This is a genomic window from Paenibacillus sp. S-38 (assembly GCF_049942825.1).
Taxonomy (GTDB): domain Bacteria; phylum Bacillota; class Bacilli; order Paenibacillales; family NBRC-103111; genus Paenibacillus_G.
Window position 1 is genome coordinate 47,414 of sequence record NZ_CP187970.1, and the last position, 15,641, is coordinate 63,054.

The 15,641-nt window shown below is 56.2% G+C and carries 15 protein-coding genes; all 15 read left to right on the plus strand.

Features of this window, described 5'->3' with window-relative positions:
- The first annotated feature begins 1 nt into the window (after nucleotide 1).
- A complete protein-coding gene (atpA, locus tag ACP26L_RS00265) occupies nucleotides 2-1,516 on the plus strand; it encodes a F0F1 ATP synthase subunit alpha (protein WP_426450455.1) in 1,515 nt (504 codons plus the stop codon).
- 96 nt (nucleotides 1,517-1,612) lie between these two features.
- Nucleotides 1,613-2,470 (plus strand): ATP synthase F1 subunit gamma, encoded by an 858-nt coding sequence (gene atpG, locus ACP26L_RS00270; protein ID WP_426450456.1) that lies wholly within the window; start codon nucleotides 1,613-1,615, stop codon nucleotides 2,468-2,470.
- Nucleotides 2,471-2,635: 165 nt separating this feature from the next.
- On the plus strand, nucleotides 2,636-4,042 hold the full coding sequence (gene atpD / locus ACP26L_RS00275; RefSeq protein ID WP_426450457.1) for a F0F1 ATP synthase subunit beta: 1,407 nt from the start codon (nucleotides 2,636-2,638) through the stop codon (nucleotides 4,040-4,042).
- A gap of 117 nt (nucleotides 4,043-4,159) precedes the next feature.
- On the plus strand, nucleotides 4,160-4,561 hold the full coding sequence (locus ACP26L_RS00280; RefSeq protein ID WP_426450458.1) for a F0F1 ATP synthase subunit epsilon: 402 nt from the start codon (nucleotides 4,160-4,162) through the stop codon (nucleotides 4,559-4,561).
- Between the two features lie 419 nt (nucleotides 4,562-4,980).
- Nucleotides 4,981-5,346: an NADH-quinone oxidoreductase subunit A gene (locus ACP26L_RS00285; RefSeq protein WP_426450459.1), complete on the plus strand. Its 366-nt coding sequence runs from the start codon at nucleotides 4,981-4,983 to the stop codon at nucleotides 5,344-5,346.
- Nucleotides 5,331-5,849 (plus strand): NuoB/complex I 20 kDa subunit family protein, encoded by a 519-nt coding sequence (locus ACP26L_RS00290; protein WP_426450461.1) that lies wholly within the window; start codon nucleotides 5,331-5,333, stop codon nucleotides 5,847-5,849. Before ACP26L_RS00285 ends, ACP26L_RS00290 begins: the two co-directional genes overlap by 16 nt.
- On the plus strand, nucleotides 5,846-6,982 hold the full coding sequence (locus tag ACP26L_RS00295) for an NADH-quinone oxidoreductase subunit C (RefSeq protein ID WP_426450462.1): 1,137 nt from the start codon (nucleotides 5,846-5,848) through the stop codon (nucleotides 6,980-6,982). The genes ACP26L_RS00290 and ACP26L_RS00295 overlap by 4 nt, the downstream gene beginning before the upstream one ends.
- A gap of 6 nt (nucleotides 6,983-6,988) precedes the next feature.
- A complete protein-coding gene (locus ACP26L_RS00300; protein ID WP_426450463.1) occupies nucleotides 6,989-8,092 on the plus strand; it encodes an NADH-quinone oxidoreductase subunit D in 1,104 nt (367 codons plus the stop codon).
- Complete coding sequence (gene nuoH / locus ACP26L_RS00305; RefSeq protein ID WP_426450464.1) at nucleotides 8,092-9,099, plus strand: NADH-quinone oxidoreductase subunit NuoH; 1,008 nt, start codon at nucleotides 8,092-8,094, stop codon at nucleotides 9,097-9,099. Before ACP26L_RS00300 ends, nuoH begins: the two co-directional genes overlap by 1 nt.
- A 49-nt stretch (nucleotides 9,100-9,148) precedes the next feature.
- A complete protein-coding gene (gene nuoI / locus ACP26L_RS00310; RefSeq protein ID WP_013913878.1) occupies nucleotides 9,149-9,592 on the plus strand; it encodes an NADH-quinone oxidoreductase subunit NuoI in 444 nt (147 codons plus the stop codon).
- A complete protein-coding gene (locus ACP26L_RS00315) occupies nucleotides 9,593-10,120 on the plus strand; it encodes an NADH-quinone oxidoreductase subunit J (RefSeq protein WP_426450466.1) in 528 nt (175 codons plus the stop codon).
- Nucleotide 10,121: 1 nt separating this feature from the next.
- Nucleotides 10,122-10,445 carry an NADH-quinone oxidoreductase subunit NuoK gene (gene nuoK, locus ACP26L_RS00320; protein WP_426450467.1) on the plus strand — a complete coding sequence of 108 codons (324 nt, stop codon included), beginning with the start codon at nucleotides 10,122-10,124 and terminating at the stop codon, nucleotides 10,443-10,445.
- A 59-nt stretch (nucleotides 10,446-10,504) separates the two neighbouring features.
- Nucleotides 10,505-12,397, plus strand: coding sequence for an NADH-quinone oxidoreductase subunit L (gene nuoL, locus ACP26L_RS00325; RefSeq protein ID WP_426454767.1), 1,893 nt, complete (start codon nucleotides 10,505-10,507; stop codon nucleotides 12,395-12,397).
- A complete protein-coding gene (locus ACP26L_RS00330) occupies nucleotides 12,387-14,012 on the plus strand; it encodes a complex I subunit 4 family protein (protein WP_426450469.1) in 1,626 nt (541 codons plus the stop codon). Before nuoL ends, ACP26L_RS00330 begins: the two co-directional genes overlap by 11 nt.
- A 4-nt stretch (nucleotides 14,013-14,016) precedes the next feature.
- Entirely contained in the window at nucleotides 14,017-15,537 is a 1,521-nt protein-coding gene (locus tag ACP26L_RS00335; protein WP_426450470.1) for an NADH-quinone oxidoreductase subunit N, read from the plus strand.
- The last annotated feature ends 104 nt before the right edge of the window (nucleotides 15,538-15,641 follow it).

A 15,641-nucleotide genomic window follows, 5' to 3' on the forward strand; every position in this document is an offset into this window, starting at 1 on the left:
GTTGAGTATCAAGCCTGAAGAAATCAGCACATTGATCAGACAACAGATCGAGAACTATAAATCCGAAGTTCAAGTGGTTGACGTAGGTACGGTAATTCAAGTCGGTGACGGTATCGCCCGTGCACACGGCTTGGAGAACGTAATGGCGGGAGAGCTGCTCGAGTTCTCGAACGGCGTACTTGGCTATGCGTTTAACTTGGAAGAAAGCAACGTCGGTATCGTTATCCTGGGACCTTACACGGATATCCGTGAAGGCGACCCTGTTAAGCGTACGGGCCGGATCATGGAAGTACCTGTAGGCGAAGCTATGCTGGGCCGTGTCGTGAACGCTCTCGGCCAGCCGATCGACGGTCAAGGTCCGATCAACACGACGCACTCCCGTCCTGTTGAGTCCCCGGCACCAGGCGTTATGGCCCGTAAATCGGTACATGAGCCAATGCAGACAGGTATCAAAGCGATCGACGCGATGATCCCTGTAGGCCGCGGTCAGCGTGAGCTGATCATCGGTGACCGTCAGACGGGTAAGACTTCGATCGCCGTCGATACGATCATCAACCAAAAAGGCAGCGGCGTAAAGTGTATCTACGTAGCTGTAGGTCAAAAGCAGTCCACGGTTGTCGCGCTCGTTGAGACGCTTCGCCGTGCCGGTGCGCTTGATTACACGATCGTCGTATCCGCTTCGGCTTCCGAGCCGTCCCCAATGCTGTGGCTGGCTCCATATGCGGGCTGCGCTATGGGTGAGTACTTCATGTACAAAGGCGAGCACGTGCTGATCGTATATGATGACCTGTCCAAGCAAGCTGCAGCTTACCGTGAGTTGTCCCTGCTGCTTCGCCGTCCTCCGGGCCGGGAAGCTTATCCGGGTGACGTATTCTACCTGCACTCCCGTCTGCTGGAGCGCTCCGCAAAGCTGAGCGATGAGCTCGGTGCGGGTTCCATGACGGCCCTGCCGTTCATCGAAACCCAAGCGGGCGACGTTTCGGCATACATTCCTACGAACGTTATCTCGATTACGGACGGACAAATCTTCCTGGAGTCCGACTTGTTCTACTCCGGTCAGCGTCCAGCCGTAAACGTAGGTATCTCCGTATCCCGTGTAGGTGGTTCCGCTCAAACGAAGGCAATGAAGAAGGTTGCCGGTACCCTCCGTCTGGACCTTGCGCAGTACCGTGAACTTGCGGCATTTGCACAATTCGGTTCTGACCTTGACCGTGCTACGCAAACCCGTCTGAACCGTGGTGTTCGTACGCTCGAGCTGCTGAAGCAGGGCGTCAACCAGCCGCTGCCGGTTGAAAAGCAGGTAGCAGCCATCTATGTTGTTACGAGAGGTCACATAGATGACCTTCCGGTACAGGATGTACGCCGTTTCGAAGCGGAATTCCTGGCTTACCTCGATTCCAACCGTCCGGAAATTCTCGCGAGCATTCGCGATACGAAGGACCTGACATCGGACAACGAGAAAGCGCTCGTGGATGCGATCGGCCAGTTCAAAAAAGGGTTCGCTCCATCCGCATAATGAATTAGACCAAGAAGCAGCCGGGCTTCTCACTCGGGAAGCTCGGCGTTCCTTATACAGTGATTCAGGTGTTCTCGAAAGAGAGGTGAGCAGAGCATGGCAAAAGGGATGCGCGAAATCAAGCGCTCGATCAAATCGAAACAAAATACGAAGCAGATCACGAAAGCGATGGAGATGGTTGCGGCCTCGAAGCTGAGACGCGCGCAGGAAGCTGCTGAATCTTCCCGTCCTTATTCCGAGAAGATGAAGGAAGTGATCGCGAGCATTGCAGCAGGTACGAAGGGTGTCAAACATCCGATGCTGCAGACCCGCCCGATCAAGAAAACCGGATACCTTGTGATCACCTCCGACCGCGGTCTGGCAGGTGGTTACAACGCGAACGTGCTGCGTAAAGTAATGAACGTAATTCGTGAGAAGCATACGTCCACGAATGATTACGCTGTTTTTGTTATCGGCCGTAAAGGCAGGGACTTCTTCGCAAAGCGGAATATTCCTATCGTTGAAGAGGTTACGGGCCTTGCGGATTCCCCGACATTCGCTGATATCAAGCAGGTTGCTGCTTCTGCAGTAGCGAATTTCGAGCAGGGAACGTATGACGAACTGTACCTCGTCTACAACGAGTTCAAGAATGCCATCACGCAGATTCCAACTGTGAAGCGTCTGCTTCCGTTGGAAGAAGTCACTGGTGCATCTGTATCGAACTACGAGTACGAGCCGTCTCCGGAAGGCGTGCTGGAAGTGCTTCTGCCGAAATATGCAGAGACACTGATCTACAGTGCGGTTCTCGACGGTAAGGCAAGTGAGTTCGGAGCCCGGATGACGGCAATGAACAGTGCGACAAAGAACGCAACGAAGATGATTTCTACGCTTACGCTGCAGTATAACCGTGCGCGTCAAGCATCGATTACCCAGGAAATATCGGAGATCGTTGCGGGAGCAAACGCTCAAAGCTAAAGAATGAATCGTGAAGTCTTGCCTTAGGCAGGGCTTTTACGATGCCATAGTGCCTTCGGCATAGTTCAAAAAGATGCTTACGAATTCCGTCTTGCCTCTGGCAAGACGGAGTGAACGCTTACGATGCAAACTTTGCCTTCGGCAAAGTTCTTAGGAGGGGAAAACATGAGCAAGGGCCGCGTAGTGAATATCACAGGGCCGGTTGTCGACATTGAGTTCGAGCGTGGACAGCTCCCTGAGATTCTGAATGCTGTTAAGATCCAAAGAAAAGCCCAAAACCCTGGCGAGCAGGATATCAACCTGACGGTTGAAACTGCCGTTCACCTGGGTGACAACATGGTTCGTTGTATCGCAATGTCTTCCACAGACGGTCTGGTTCGTGGTCTGGAAGCGATAGATACAGGCGCTGCGATTACCGTACCGGTAGGAGCTGCTACGCTCGGGCGCGTGTTCAACGTACTTGGTGAGCCGATCGACGGGAATGAGACGGTTGACCGTACTCTGACAAGCCCGATCCATAAAGAAGCCCCAGCGTTCGAAAACCTGTCCACGCAAGCGGAAATCCTCGAAACGGGGATCAAGGTTATCGATCTGATGGCTCCATATGCAAAGGGTGGTAAGATCGGTCTCTTCGGTGGTGCCGGCGTAGGTAAAACCGTTACGATGCAGGAGCTCATCCACAACATCGCTCAAGAGCACGGCGGTATCTCCGTATTCGCGGGTGTAGGTGAGAGAACGCGTGAAGGTAACGACTTGTACCACGAGATGAGCGACTCCGGCGTTATCTCGAAGACTGCGATGGTCTTCGGCCAAATGAACGAGCCACCGGGTGCGCGTCTGCGTGTTGCCCTCTCCGGTCTGACTATGGCGGAATATTTCCGTGATGAAGAAGGCCGTGACGTACTTCTGTTCGTCGACAACATCTTCCGCTTTACCCAAGCCGGTTCCGAAGTATCCGCCCTTCTCGGACGTATGCCTTCGGCGGTAGGTTACCAGCCTACGCTGGCAACGGAGATGGGTCAACTGCAGGAGCGGATTACATCCACGAAGAAAGGTTCCGTTACATCGATCCAAGCGATCTACGTTCCGGCGGACGATTACACCGACCCGGCTCCGGCAACGGCATTTGCTCACTTGGACGCTACGACGAACTTGGAGCGTGGTATTGCTTCCAAGGGTATCTTCCCGGCCGTAGACCCGCTGGCTTCGTCCTCGCGGATTCTGACTCCGGAAATCCTTGGCGATGAGCACTATCAAGTAGCACAAGGCGTAAAGAGAATTCTCCAGCGCTACAAAGAGCTTCTTGATATCATCGCCATCCTGGGTATGGATGAGCTGTCCGATGAGGACAAACTCGTCGTTCACCGCGCACGCCGTCTGGAACTCTTCCTGTCCCAGCCGCTGCACGTTGCCGAGGCGTTCAACGGGATCCCGGGCGTTTATGTTCCGGTTAAAGAAACCGTGCGCAGCTTCAAGGAAGTTCTCGAAGGCAAGCATGACAACCTTCCTGAGCCGGCGTTCCACAACGTGGGAACGATCGAAGATGCGATCGAAAAAGCAAAAACGCTGTAAGTTCCTTGCGGCGAAGCATAGTTCGGAAGTCCATCCGGCCTCCCTCGGGGGTCGGATGCTGGCTTAATCAACCGTCTGTATAGCTGACGGTAGGCTTACGTAGGAGGAGGGATCCAAGTGAGCACATTCCTGTTGGAAATTGTGACACCCGAGCGCAAAGTGTATGCCGAGCCGGCTAACATGATTATTGCGAGAGGTGTTGGGGGAGAGCTTGGTATTCTGCCGAATCACATCCCGATGGTCACTCCACTCCGGATCGCCGCTGTAACAGTCAAAAAACAGGGCGAGAAGGACGTTCAAATCGCAGTCAACGGCGGTTTTATGGAAGTCCGTAAGGACAAAGTGGTTATTTTGGCGGAAAGCGCAGAGCTTCCAGGCCAAATTGATCTGGATCGTGCGCAGGCGGCGAAGGGTCGTGCCGAGCAGCGTCTGGCTGCCAAGCAGGATCAGATCGACTTTAAGCGTGCGGAACTTGCACTGCAGCGTGCAATGAACCGGATTAACGTCGGCGGCAGATAATCATATGAGGTATCATTACGACGGCAGGGCAACTTACCGTCGTTTTTTTCTATCACGTTAAGAAAACGTTATCATTGGCTAGATTTTGCATGCCAACGTCATCGATGGCGTTACAGTAAAGCAGCCCATATAGTATTCCCCAGAGAAAATGTATGGGCCTGGGATAAATTGCACATGATAAGAGCACTCAAGCCAGCGAAGGATCTTGACCTGCGCATTCGTACTTCCTGAAAATGTTAGACACCCCAAATGGCATTTGTTATAATTGGTAAGGCATATATTAACAGTAGTTAAGCAGTTCATCAGGTTCCTGCAGCCTTCGTACTACGGGCGACGGCAGAGATGCACCGGTGTGCGGTAAGAAGAATGCCGCATCTGTACAAAGTTCAAACTACATAGAGGGAGGCGGTTCGTTCACGATGTATTTTAATAACTACGTGGTCGTAACGATATTTCTCTTCTTAGGCGTGATCCTTCCGGTTGTAGCGCTTACATTTGGACGGCTGCTGCGCCCCTACAAGCCTGTAGAAGAGAAATATACTACCTATGAAAGCGGTAACGAGCCAGTCGGTGAAGGACAAGTCCGTTTTAACATCCGCTACTATCTCTTCGCGCTGATGTTTGTCATCTTCGACGTGGAAACCGTGTTCTTGTATCCATGGGCCGTTGCGTATAAGCAATTAGGCTTGTTTGCGCTTGTAGAGATGTGTATCTTCGTCGGTCTGCTCATCATAGGCTTACTCTATGCCTGGAAGAAGAAGGTGCTGCAATGGACTTCAATTTAGAGAACATCACTCCGGAAGAGCGTCAGGAGCTGGATCGTAACGTTTTCATGACAACACTCGAACAAATCAAGGCATGGGCGAGGAGCAACTCGCTGTGGCCGCTTACCTTCGGACTTGCCTGTTGTGCGATTGAGATGATGGGTACAGGGGCGTCGCACTACGATCTCGACCGGTTCGGGGTCATCTTCCGGACATCCCCCCGTCAATCCGATGTGATGATCGTAGCCGGGACGGTTACGAAAAAGATGGCGCCGCTGCTTCGCCGTCTGTACGAGCAGATGCCCGAACCCAAGTGGGTCATTGCCATGGGCTCCTGTGCGACTGCCGGGGGTCCTTACGTCAAATCGTACGCTGTGGTCAAAGGTGTGGACCAGGTGGTTCCGGTGGATGTCTATATCCCCGGCTGCCCTCCAAACCCAGCGGCGCTGATCTATGGGATCAATAAGCTGCAGGAGAAGATCCGTTACGAAGCGAAAACCGGTAAGCAGGTGACAAGCCGATGAGCGATGAGGAGAAAAAAGCAAAAGACGGCGATGCCGGAGAGCGTAAAGACGACCGCGGGCTAGGCTTTACTTCCGAAGGTGGAGGATTCATCACGGCAGAGGATACGGCCGGCAACACGAAGGTTGGAGGCTCAGCGGGAGGCGGCGAAGGAGAGGCGCAGAACGGCGAAAAGCCGGGTACAGCAGACCCGCGTTCGGAAGCCCGGGCCTTCGGCGAGCCGGAGGAAGGCGAAGAGCGGCAGGGCAATACGACGCCGGGCGTGAAGGCTCCGCCGATGAGCGGAGAGCCGCGCGTCGTCGAAGGTGCAGCGCTTGCCAAGGCGGGCGGCGCCGGCGAGCCGCCTGGCGGTTACGCCGACGTGCCGAAGGCGGAGGGCGCGGAGCCAGCCGGCGGTGCGGCGGAGGCACAGGTGAGCTCCGCGGATGCCGAGCGCGAGGCGAAGGTGAAGGCCGCCGCGGAAGCGCGGGCGGCGAGGCTGGCCGCGAAGGCCGCGCAGACGGCTGAAGCCGGCGATGCCCCAGCCGCGGAGCGGGCGGCACCGACCGACGCCGAGAAGGAGGCGAAGGCCAAGGCCGCTGCCGAGGCGAGAGCGGCTCGTGTCAGCGCGAGGACCACGAAGACCGAAGGGGCTGAGCCGGAGGCGCCGAAGGAGCCGTCACCGAAGCAGCCGCTGCTGGATCGGCTGACAGCGATCCTGAAGGAATTCCACGACGGCATCGTGGAAGACGCGGTGATCAACGAGAAGGGCGGCCATATCCCAACCGTCTATATCAAGGCGGAGGCCTGGCGGGAGACGGCCGATATGCTGCGCATCCATCCGGAGCTCGGGCTCCATTACCTCCGGAATGTGTCCGGAGTTGATATGGAGACCCACATGGAAGTCGTGTATCATTTCATCTCGCTCGATCACAAGCAGGATTACTGCTTCAAGGTGAAGACCGACCGGGAGAACCCGTCGATTCCGTCGATAACGCCTATTTTTCCTACAGCGGACTGGAATGAACGGGAGATCTACGATTTGTTCGGTATTGATTTTCCGGGACATCCCGACCTGCGCCGTATCATGATGGCAGACGACTGGGTAGGCCATCCCCTGCGCAAAGATTATGAGCCGATCGACCCGGAGGTGTAATGGAGCTTGGCCATTCGAACGGAAGAACTGCTGCTCAACGTCGGACCGCAGCATCCGAGTACGCACGGCGTGTTCCGGATCATTGTAAAGCTGGACGGGGAGATCATTAGGGAAGCGATCCCGGTGATGGGCTACCTGCACCGCGGTACGGAGAAGCTGGCGGAGAATCTGACTTATACCCAGATCATTCCTTACACCGACCGCATGGATTATGTGTCGGCGATGACCAATAACTATGTTCTCGTCCATGCTGTGGAGAAGCTCATGGGACTGGAGATCCCCGAGCGGGCGGAATTCATGCGCCTGATCGTGATGGAACTGCAGCGGATTGCGAGCCACATGGTATGGTGGGGAACGTATCTGCTCGATATCGGGGCGATGAGCCCTTTCTTGTATGCGTTTCGCGACCGCGAGATTATCATCGATCTCTTCAATGAGCTGTGCGGCGCCCGGCTGACTTACAACTACATGCGGGTCGGCGGGGTCAAATGGGATGCGCCGGAGGGCTGGATCCAAAAGGTGCGTGATTTCGTTCCCTACATGCGCGGGAAGCTGGATGAGTACAATGAGCTCGTCAGCGGCAACGAGATTTTCCTGGCCCGGATCAAGGGCATCGGCAAGTACGATGCGGAGACCGCCATTGCCTATGGACTCAGTGGAGCAAACCTCCGCTGCACCGGTGTGGATTGGGATATCCGCAAGACCCAGCCGTACAGCCTGTACAGCCGTTTCGAGTTCGATGTGCCTACGAGTACGGTGGGCGATTGCTACGCGAGGTACCTGCTGCGTCTGGAGGAAATTCGCCAGTCCCTGCGGATTCTCGAGCAGGCACTGGAGCAGTTTCCCGCAGAAGGGGAAATCATGGGCAAGGTGCCGCGGGTGCTTCGTCCGGCCGAAGGCGAGGTCTATGCAGCGATCGAATCCCCGCGCGGGGAGATCGGCGTTCATCTCATCTCAAAAGGCAAGGATAAGCCGTACCGTCTCAAGTTCCGCCGTCCGTCCTTCGTGAACCTGCAGATTCTGCCGAAGCTGCTCGTCGGCGAGACGATGACGAACTTGATCACGATACTCGGAGGCATTGATATCGTTGTCGGGGAGGTGGACTGCTGATGCCGGAGCTGCTGCAGGAATCGCTGACATTTACCAATTTTATGATCTTCCTGGCCTGGGGCGTTGTGATGCTGCTTGTCGTCCTCGGCTTCGTTACGTACGCGATCTACTTCGAGCGTAAGGTCATCGGATGGATGCAGCTGCGGATCGGTCCGAACCGCGTAGGTCCGCTCGGGCTGCTGCAGAGTGTCGCTGACGTGACCAAGCTGCTCATCAAGGAGGATACGATTCCGCGCAAGGCCGAACGGGAGCTGTTCATTCTGGCTCCAGTCATCACGTTTATCCCGGCCTTTACGGTGGTGGCCACCATCCCGTTCACGGAACGGCTGATCTCCAGCTCCCTGAACGTAGGGGTATTGTTCTATGTCGCCCTCTCCGGGATCTCGACCATCGGGATCGTGCTTGGAGGCTGGGCATCCAATAACAAGTATGCACTGCTCGGAGGGATGCGTTCCGCCGCTCAGATGATATCGTACGAGATTCCGCTCGTCATTTCCATCGTCGGTATTATCATGATGACGGGCAGCATGAATCTCCATACCATCGTGGAAGGGCAGGCCGGCGGCTTCTGGCATTGGAACTTCCTTCCCCAGATCATCGGCTTCGGTGTCTTCGCCATTGCGGCCGTCTCGGAACTGAACCGGACCCCGTTCGACCTGCCGGAGGCGGAGTCCGAGCTCGTTGCAGGCTATCACGTGGAATACAGCGGCTTCCGTTTCGCCTTCTTCATGCTGGCGGAATACGTCTATGTGTTTGCGATCGCCGGATTGACCACCACGCTGTTCCTCGGCGGCTGGCACGCTCCTCTGCCGTTCCTGGAATTCATCCCGGGCATCGTCTGGTTCCTGCTCAAATTCTCGTTCATCGTCTTCTTCCTGTTCTGGCTGCGTGCGACGCTTCCCCGCGTCCGGGTGGACCAGCTCATGGGACTCGGATGGAAGGTGCTGCTTCCGCTGGCGCTCATTAATATTTTCGTGACGGCGCTCTATATGGCCATCGCGATGTAAGGGCAGCTGCGCCGGCAGCCCATGCTGCTTACGAAAGGGTGAGTTGGATATGAAAGGCATCGTGAAGGGACTCGGCGTCACCTTGAAGAGCATGACCCAGAAAAAAGTGACCTATGCCTATCCAGACGTTCCGCTGAATATGCCGGACCGCTTCCGGGGGATCCAGCATTTTGATCCGGAGAAATGCATTGTCTGCAACCAATGCGCACGGATTTGTCCGACCGAATGCATCAACCTGATCGGCAAACCGAACCCGGACCCCGAGAAGAAGGGCAAGGTTATCGACACGTACGATATCAATTTCGAGATCTGCATCCTGTGCGATCTCTGCACCGAGGTCTGCCCGACCGAAGCGATCGTCATGACCAATAACTTCGAGCTGTCGACCTACAGCCGGGATGACCTCTTTAAGAATCTGCAGTGGCTGAACGAGAACAACACCAACGTGCGCAAGGAGAACAACTCCGCGCTTCCGAAAGGCGGGGCGAAATAAATGTTCGGGAATATCACGGAGTTTCTGTCCAGCGGAGAGAATATCGCTTTCTTCTTCTGTGCGCTGCTGGCGATCGGCGGAGCGATCTTCATGATTTCGTTTACCAAAGTCGTTCATATGGTGCTTGCGCTGGCGCTCACCTTCTTATCGATGGCGGGGCTGTACATTGTGCTGGAGGCCGAGTTCGTGGCGGTGGTGCAGATTCTGATCTATGCCGGCGCGATCTCGATTCTCATGATCTTTGGGATCATGATGACGAAACATACCAAAGCAGAAGAGGAAGAACCGAAGCGGCCGTGGCACCAGGTGCTGCTTTTTATTGGAGCAGCCGGGCTGTTCGGGGTCATCTTCTATGCGATTCAGCAGTCCGAGATCCCTTCGGGCCCGTTTCCGCAGGTGGCTGACAATACGCTGGAGATCGGCAAGCTGCTTTTCTCCGCTCATGTCATTCCTTTCGAGCTGATGAGTGTGCTGCTGACCGTGGCCTTTATCGGGGCCATTGTCGTAGCAAAGAGGGAGGAGGACTAACATGCCTACGGGTGCAACCGGCTTGGCAACACCCTATCTGACACTGGCGGCGATCTTGTTCTGCATCGGCTTATATGGGGCGCTGTCCAAAAAGAACGCAGTCATCGTCCTTCTCTCCATCGAACTCATGCTCAACAGCGTGAACTTGAACCTGGTCGCCTTCTCCAAATACGGAGTGAAGCCGGGTCTGACCGGTCAAATGTTCTCCTTGTTCAATATTACGGTAGCTGCGGCCGAAGCGGCCGTCGGGATCGCGATCCTCATTGCCCTGTACCGCAACAAAGGAACGACGGATGTGAACGAGATGGATTCGATGAAGCGGTAGGATACGCTTACGCCGGCAAGAAATTGCTTCTCGTAAGCACGGAGGAGGATTTGAAGCTCATGGTATCGGCTTATTCGCAGTATGCTTGGCTCATCCCGCTGTTTCCGCTGCTGTCATTCCTGATCCTGACGGCAGCCGGCCGGACCCTTCGGGGGACAGGGCCCTATATCTCCATCGTGGCCGCTTTCGCCTCGTTCGTCCTGGCTGTTCTGGTGTTCTGGGAGCGGGTCGGCGGCGGTGTGGAAGATTTCACGTGGAACAAAATGCAATGGCTGCGGCTGGGAGACACTTCGCTCACGATGGGGTTTGAGGTCACCAATCTCAATGCGCTGATGCTTGTGGTCGTGACGCTGGTCAGCCTGCTTGTCAATATTTATTCGACAGGCTATATGCATGATGACGAGCGGATTCACGTGTTCTTCGCTTATATTGCACTGTTTACGTTCTCCATGCTCGGACTGGTGATCTCTGAGAATCTCGTGCAGCTGTTCATCTTCTGGGAGCTGGTGGGGGTCTGCTCGTTCCTGCTCGTCGGGTTCTGGTATTTCAAGCCCGAAGCCCGGGCGGCCGCCAAAAAAGCATTCATCGTAACCCGCGTAGGGGATGTGGGGCTTTTCCTCGGCATGCTGCTCCTGTTCTGGGCCATGCCGGAGCATTCGCTCAGCTTTAGTGCGATCACCAATGCCTTTCACCAGGGGCAGATTCCGGAGGCTACAGCAACTTGGATTGCCATCCTCATCTTCATCGGAGCGATGGGGAAATCGGGTCAATTCCCGCTGCACACCTGGCTGCCCGATGCGATGGAAGGCCCGACCCCCATCTCGGCTCTCATCCATGCCGCAACGATGGTCGCTGCCGGGGTCTACCTCGTCGCCCGGACGTACCCGATTTTCATGGAAGCTCCGACGGCGCTGACGGTAGTGGCTGCGGTCGGTGCCTTCACGGCCATCTTCGCTGCCACCATCGGCACCGCGCAGGATGACATCAAGCGGATTCTGGCCTATTCTACGGTCAGCCAGCTCGGGTATATGATGATGGCGCTTGGCATCGGCACTTCGGTCGCTTTAACGGCCGGGATTTTCCACCTGTTCACGCATGCATTCTTCAAGGCCCTGCTATTCCTTGGAGCAGGCAGCGTCATCCATGCCGTTCATACGCAGAACATCCACGAGATGGGCGGTGTCGGCAGGCATATGAAAATCACGGCTTGGACGTTTGCGATCGGGGCTCTGGCCCTCAGCGGTATCTTCCCGTTGTCCGGCTTCTGGTCGAAGGATGCGATCTTGGCCGAAGCACTGGTTCAAGGGCATCCGGTGCTCTTCGCGGTAGGCCTGATCGCCGCCTTTTTCACCGCGTTCTATATGTCCCGCCTGTTCTTCCTGGTGTTCACCGGGCCTTCCCGCTCCCCGCAGGGCGGCCATGCGCATGAGTCTCCGGCATCGATGACCCTCCCTCTGCTGGTCCTGGGCGTGCTGGCAGTAGGAGCCGGCTTCGTGTTCACTCCATTCAATCCGTGGCTCGGCGGCTGGCTGACGGGAGAGGCTCATGAGGAGCATGCGAACTACCTGGTTATGATCCTGTCGACCCTGGCTGGGCTGCTGGGGATTGGGCTCGGTTATCTCATGTACTACAAGCGGAGCGTTCGCGCCGATCTTGTGGCCGGTCCGGCCCCAGGGCTCTACACCCTGCTGAACCGCAAATATTATATCGATGAGCTGTATCAATGGGTGATCGTTAAGCCCCTTCAGGGCATCGGTTCCCTGCTGCATCTCTTCGATGTCTATGTCGTGGATGGGGCGGTCCGTCTCTGCTCTTATGCGGTTACAGGCGCCGGGCGTCTCGGTTCGCGCATGCAGAACGGCCAGGTACAGACTTATGGGGTAGCCACCCTGCTCGGACTCTTGATTCTGATGCTGGCGCTTGCGGGAAGGAGGTTCATCGATGCCGGATAACTTGCCTATCTTGTCTCTGATTACGTTCTCACCGCTCATCGGTGTGCTCCTGCTTCTCTTCATCCCGAAGAACCAAGGCCAGTGGATTAAGGCGGTTGCCGTGCTTGCGACGCTGATTCCGCTGCTGCTGTCCGGGTGGCTGTATTACGATTTTAACGCGAATCTCGAAGGCATGCAGTTCAAGGAGGAGGTCCCCTGGATTCTTGTTCCGCTGAACAAGGAAACATTGAGCGGGCTGACTTCCTTCTTCTATCAGTTCAACTATGTAATGGCTGTTGACGGACTGTCGCTGCCTCTAGTATTCCTGACCGCCCTGGTCGCCCTGACGGCCGCCTTGGCTTCGGTTTACATCAAGAAGCGCTGGAAAACGTATTTCATCCTTTTCCTGCTTCTGGAGACAGGCATGTTCGGCGTGTTCATGGCCCAGGATCTGTTCCTGTTCTTCGTCTTCTTCGAAGTCACCCTGATCCCCATGTTCTTCTTGATCGGGATCTGGGGATATATGGACCGGGAGCGGGCGGCAAACAAGTTCCTGATCTACAACGGTCTCGGATCGGCGATTATGCTGATCGCCTTCCTGATCTTGGTCACCACGGCGGGCTTCAGCCAGACGGCCGCCGGCGGCGGAACGTCCATTCATTACTCCGGGGACATCAACGTCATCACGGAGAACCTGTTCCAGAATACGCAGTCCTATGTCAACCAGAACGATCCTTCAGGGAACAACCCCTTCTTCCTGAGTGAAACGATGAAGTGGGCGCTGTTTGTTCTCCTGCTTGTGGCGTTCGGCATCAAGCTTCCGATCTTCCCGTTCCATACATGGATGCTCAAGGTACATACCGAGGCGCCGCCTTCCATCGTTATGATCCACTCGGGCATTCTGCTCAAAATGGGTGCCTACGGCCTTATCCGTTTTGGGATTCTGCTCTTCCCGCAGCAGGCTGTCGCATGGGCCGGCGTATTGGCGGTCCTCGGCGTCATTAACATTCTATACGGCGCCGTACTGGCGTTCGTCCAGAAGGAATTCAAGCTGGTGCTGGCTTACTCCAGTATCAGCCATATGGGAATCGTGCTGCTCGGCATCGCAGCCTTCAACGTTGTCGGCCTGGAAGGAGCCGTCTTCCAGCTGGTCTCCCACGGACTGATCTCCGCCCTGATGTTCCTGCTCGTCGGCAGCCTCTATGAGCGGACAGGGACGACGGAGCTTGCGAATCTCGGCGGACTCGCCAAGAGCATTCCGTTCATCTCCGGTATTCTGCTCGTTGCGGGGATGGCTTCGCTGGGACTTCCCGGCCTGTCCGGCTTCGTGAGCGAATTCCTGGCGTTCCTCGGACTGTTCGAATCGCATCCGGTGATCACGGCCGTCGGCGCGCTGGGTATCATTCTCGCCGCGGTCTATGTGCTGCGTGGGGTGCTCAGCATCACTTACGGCCCTCTGCAGGACGGCCTGCCGGAGATGCGCGATGCCCGGCTGATCGAAGCCGTACCGATGATTGCGCTGGTCGCGTTCATCGTAGTGCTGGGGATCTACCCGGCGGTGCTGAGCGAACCGCTGCACCAAACCGTAAGCAGCTTCGACCAATTCATCCACAGCGTCGCGAAGATAGGGGGGTAGACCGGTGGAATCTCCAATACAGTTGCTTACCGCCGCGGACCTGGCCCTGCTCGCTCCGGAGCTGACCTTGGTCGCTGCCAGCGTCGTGCTGGCCCTGCTGGACTTGGTGCTGCCGAAGAGCAGCAGCCGGCACTTCCTCGGCTGGCTGTCCTTTGTCAGTATCCTGCTCTCCGCGTACTTTGTCGTTACCATGCTGCATCCGGCTGAGCCGAAGCAGCTGCTGCAGTTCAGCTACCGGATTGATGATTTTGCGGGTGTGCTGAAGCTCGTGCTTCTGGCTGGAGCGGGCCTGATCACGTTCATGAGTATCGGCTCCGTGAAGGAAGAGGATGTTCCGCATATCGGCGAGTTTTACTATCTTCTCCTCCCGGCTACGCTTGGCGGCATGATCATGGCCTCTTCGGGGGAGCTGATCACCTTGTTCGTGGGCCTGGAGCTGCTCAGCATTACTTCTTATATTCTCGTAGCGATGCGCAAGCGAAATCTTCAATCGAACGAAGGAGCCTTCAAGTACATCGTGCTCGGTGGAATCTCCTCGGCGATTATCCTGTATGGGATGTCTTTCCTCTACGGAATGACCGGATCAACCGTCATCGCTGAGATCAATGCAGGCCTTGGTCAGGCGTCACAGGGCATGCTGCCGCTCATGTATCTGAGCTTCTTCCTGCTTCTCGCCGGCTTCGGCTTTAAAGTGGCGGCGGCTCCCTTCCACATGTGGGCGCCGGATGTGTACCAGGGGGCGCCGACACCGGTAACCGCATATCTCGCAGTCGTCTCCAAGGCAGCAGCCTTTGCCATCCTGTTCCGGGTCATCTATAACGTCTTCGGCGTAGGCGAACTGATGGGGCAGCCGTTCCAGCAGGATGTGCTGCTGAGCCTGATGGTGGTAGCGGCGCTCGCCATGATCGCAGGGAACTTGATCGCCCTGCGACAGTCGAATCTGAAGCGGCTGCTCGCTTACTCGGGAGTGGCCAACTCGGGGTACCTGCTGGTGCCGATTGCGACGCATTTCTCGCTCGTGCATTACTCGAACTTCTCGGAGTTCGCGTTCTACCTGATCGCGTACCTGTTCATGAATGTGGGGATCTTCGCGGTTGTGATGATGCTCGAGGGGGCGACGGGGGATTCGGAGATGAAAGGGCTGGCGGGCCTCTATTACCGGGCGCCGTGGACAGCTGTGGCGACGGTGCTGCTGGTGCTCTCCCTAGCCGGTCTGCCGCTCTCCGGGGGCTTCTTCGGAAAGCTGTATATCATGTTCGGGACGATGCAGACGCAGCATTACTGGCTGGCGGCCGTTCTGATCGTTACGAGCGTGGTCTCGTTCTACTATTACTTCGGATTCATCCGCCAGATGTTCATGCGCAGCAACGAGTCGGCAGGGGAGATCCGTATTCCGCTCCCGCTCAGCATCACCATCTGGCTGTGCGCCGGAGCGAGCCTGCTGCTTGGGATCATCCCGCACGTGGTGCTCGGCTACATCGACAGCATCTTCTCGCTGACTAAGGACCTGTTCTTCATGTTCTAAGCAAAAGCAAAAACTCCATGATCCCCGCGAAAGGGAGGCATGGAGTTTTTGCTGTATATCCCCCTGTGGGGGAACCGCAGTCCCTGAGGGAATAGAGAGAAATA

What these genes read in the sequence shown, in the direction of transcription:
- nuoI (WP_013913878.1), top strand. Translation starts at nt 9,149, where the DNA reads ATGAAAGGCATCGTGAAGGGACTCGGCGTCACCTTGAAGAGCATGACC.
- nuoL (WP_426454767.1), top strand. Translation starts at nt 10,505, where the DNA reads ATGGTATCGGCTTATTCGCAGTATGCTTGGCTCATCCCGCTGTTTCCG.
- ACP26L_RS00315 (WP_426450466.1), top strand. Translation starts at nt 9,593, where the DNA reads ATGTTCGGGAATATCACGGAGTTTCTGTCCAGCGGAGAGAATATCGCT.
- atpD (WP_426450457.1), top strand. Translation starts at nt 2,636, where the DNA reads ATGAGCAAGGGCCGCGTAGTGAATATCACAGGGCCGGTTGTCGACATT.
- atpG (WP_426450456.1), top strand. Translation starts at nt 1,613, where the DNA reads ATGGCAAAAGGGATGCGCGAAATCAAGCGCTCGATCAAATCGAAACAA.
- ACP26L_RS00295 (WP_426450462.1), top strand. Translation starts at nt 5,846, where the DNA reads ATGAGCGATGAGGAGAAAAAAGCAAAAGACGGCGATGCCGGAGAGCGT.
- nuoK (WP_426450467.1), top strand. Translation starts at nt 10,122, where the DNA reads ATGCCTACGGGTGCAACCGGCTTGGCAACACCCTATCTGACACTGGCG.
- ACP26L_RS00290 (WP_426450461.1), top strand. Translation starts at nt 5,331, where the DNA reads ATGGACTTCAATTTAGAGAACATCACTCCGGAAGAGCGTCAGGAGCTG.
- ACP26L_RS00330 (WP_426450469.1), top strand. Translation starts at nt 12,387, where the DNA reads ATGCCGGATAACTTGCCTATCTTGTCTCTGATTACGTTCTCACCGCTC.
- ACP26L_RS00285 (WP_426450459.1), top strand. Translation starts at nt 4,981, where the DNA reads ATGTATTTTAATAACTACGTGGTCGTAACGATATTTCTCTTCTTAGGC.
- nuoH (WP_426450464.1), top strand. Translation starts at nt 8,092, where the DNA reads ATGCCGGAGCTGCTGCAGGAATCGCTGACATTTACCAATTTTATGATC.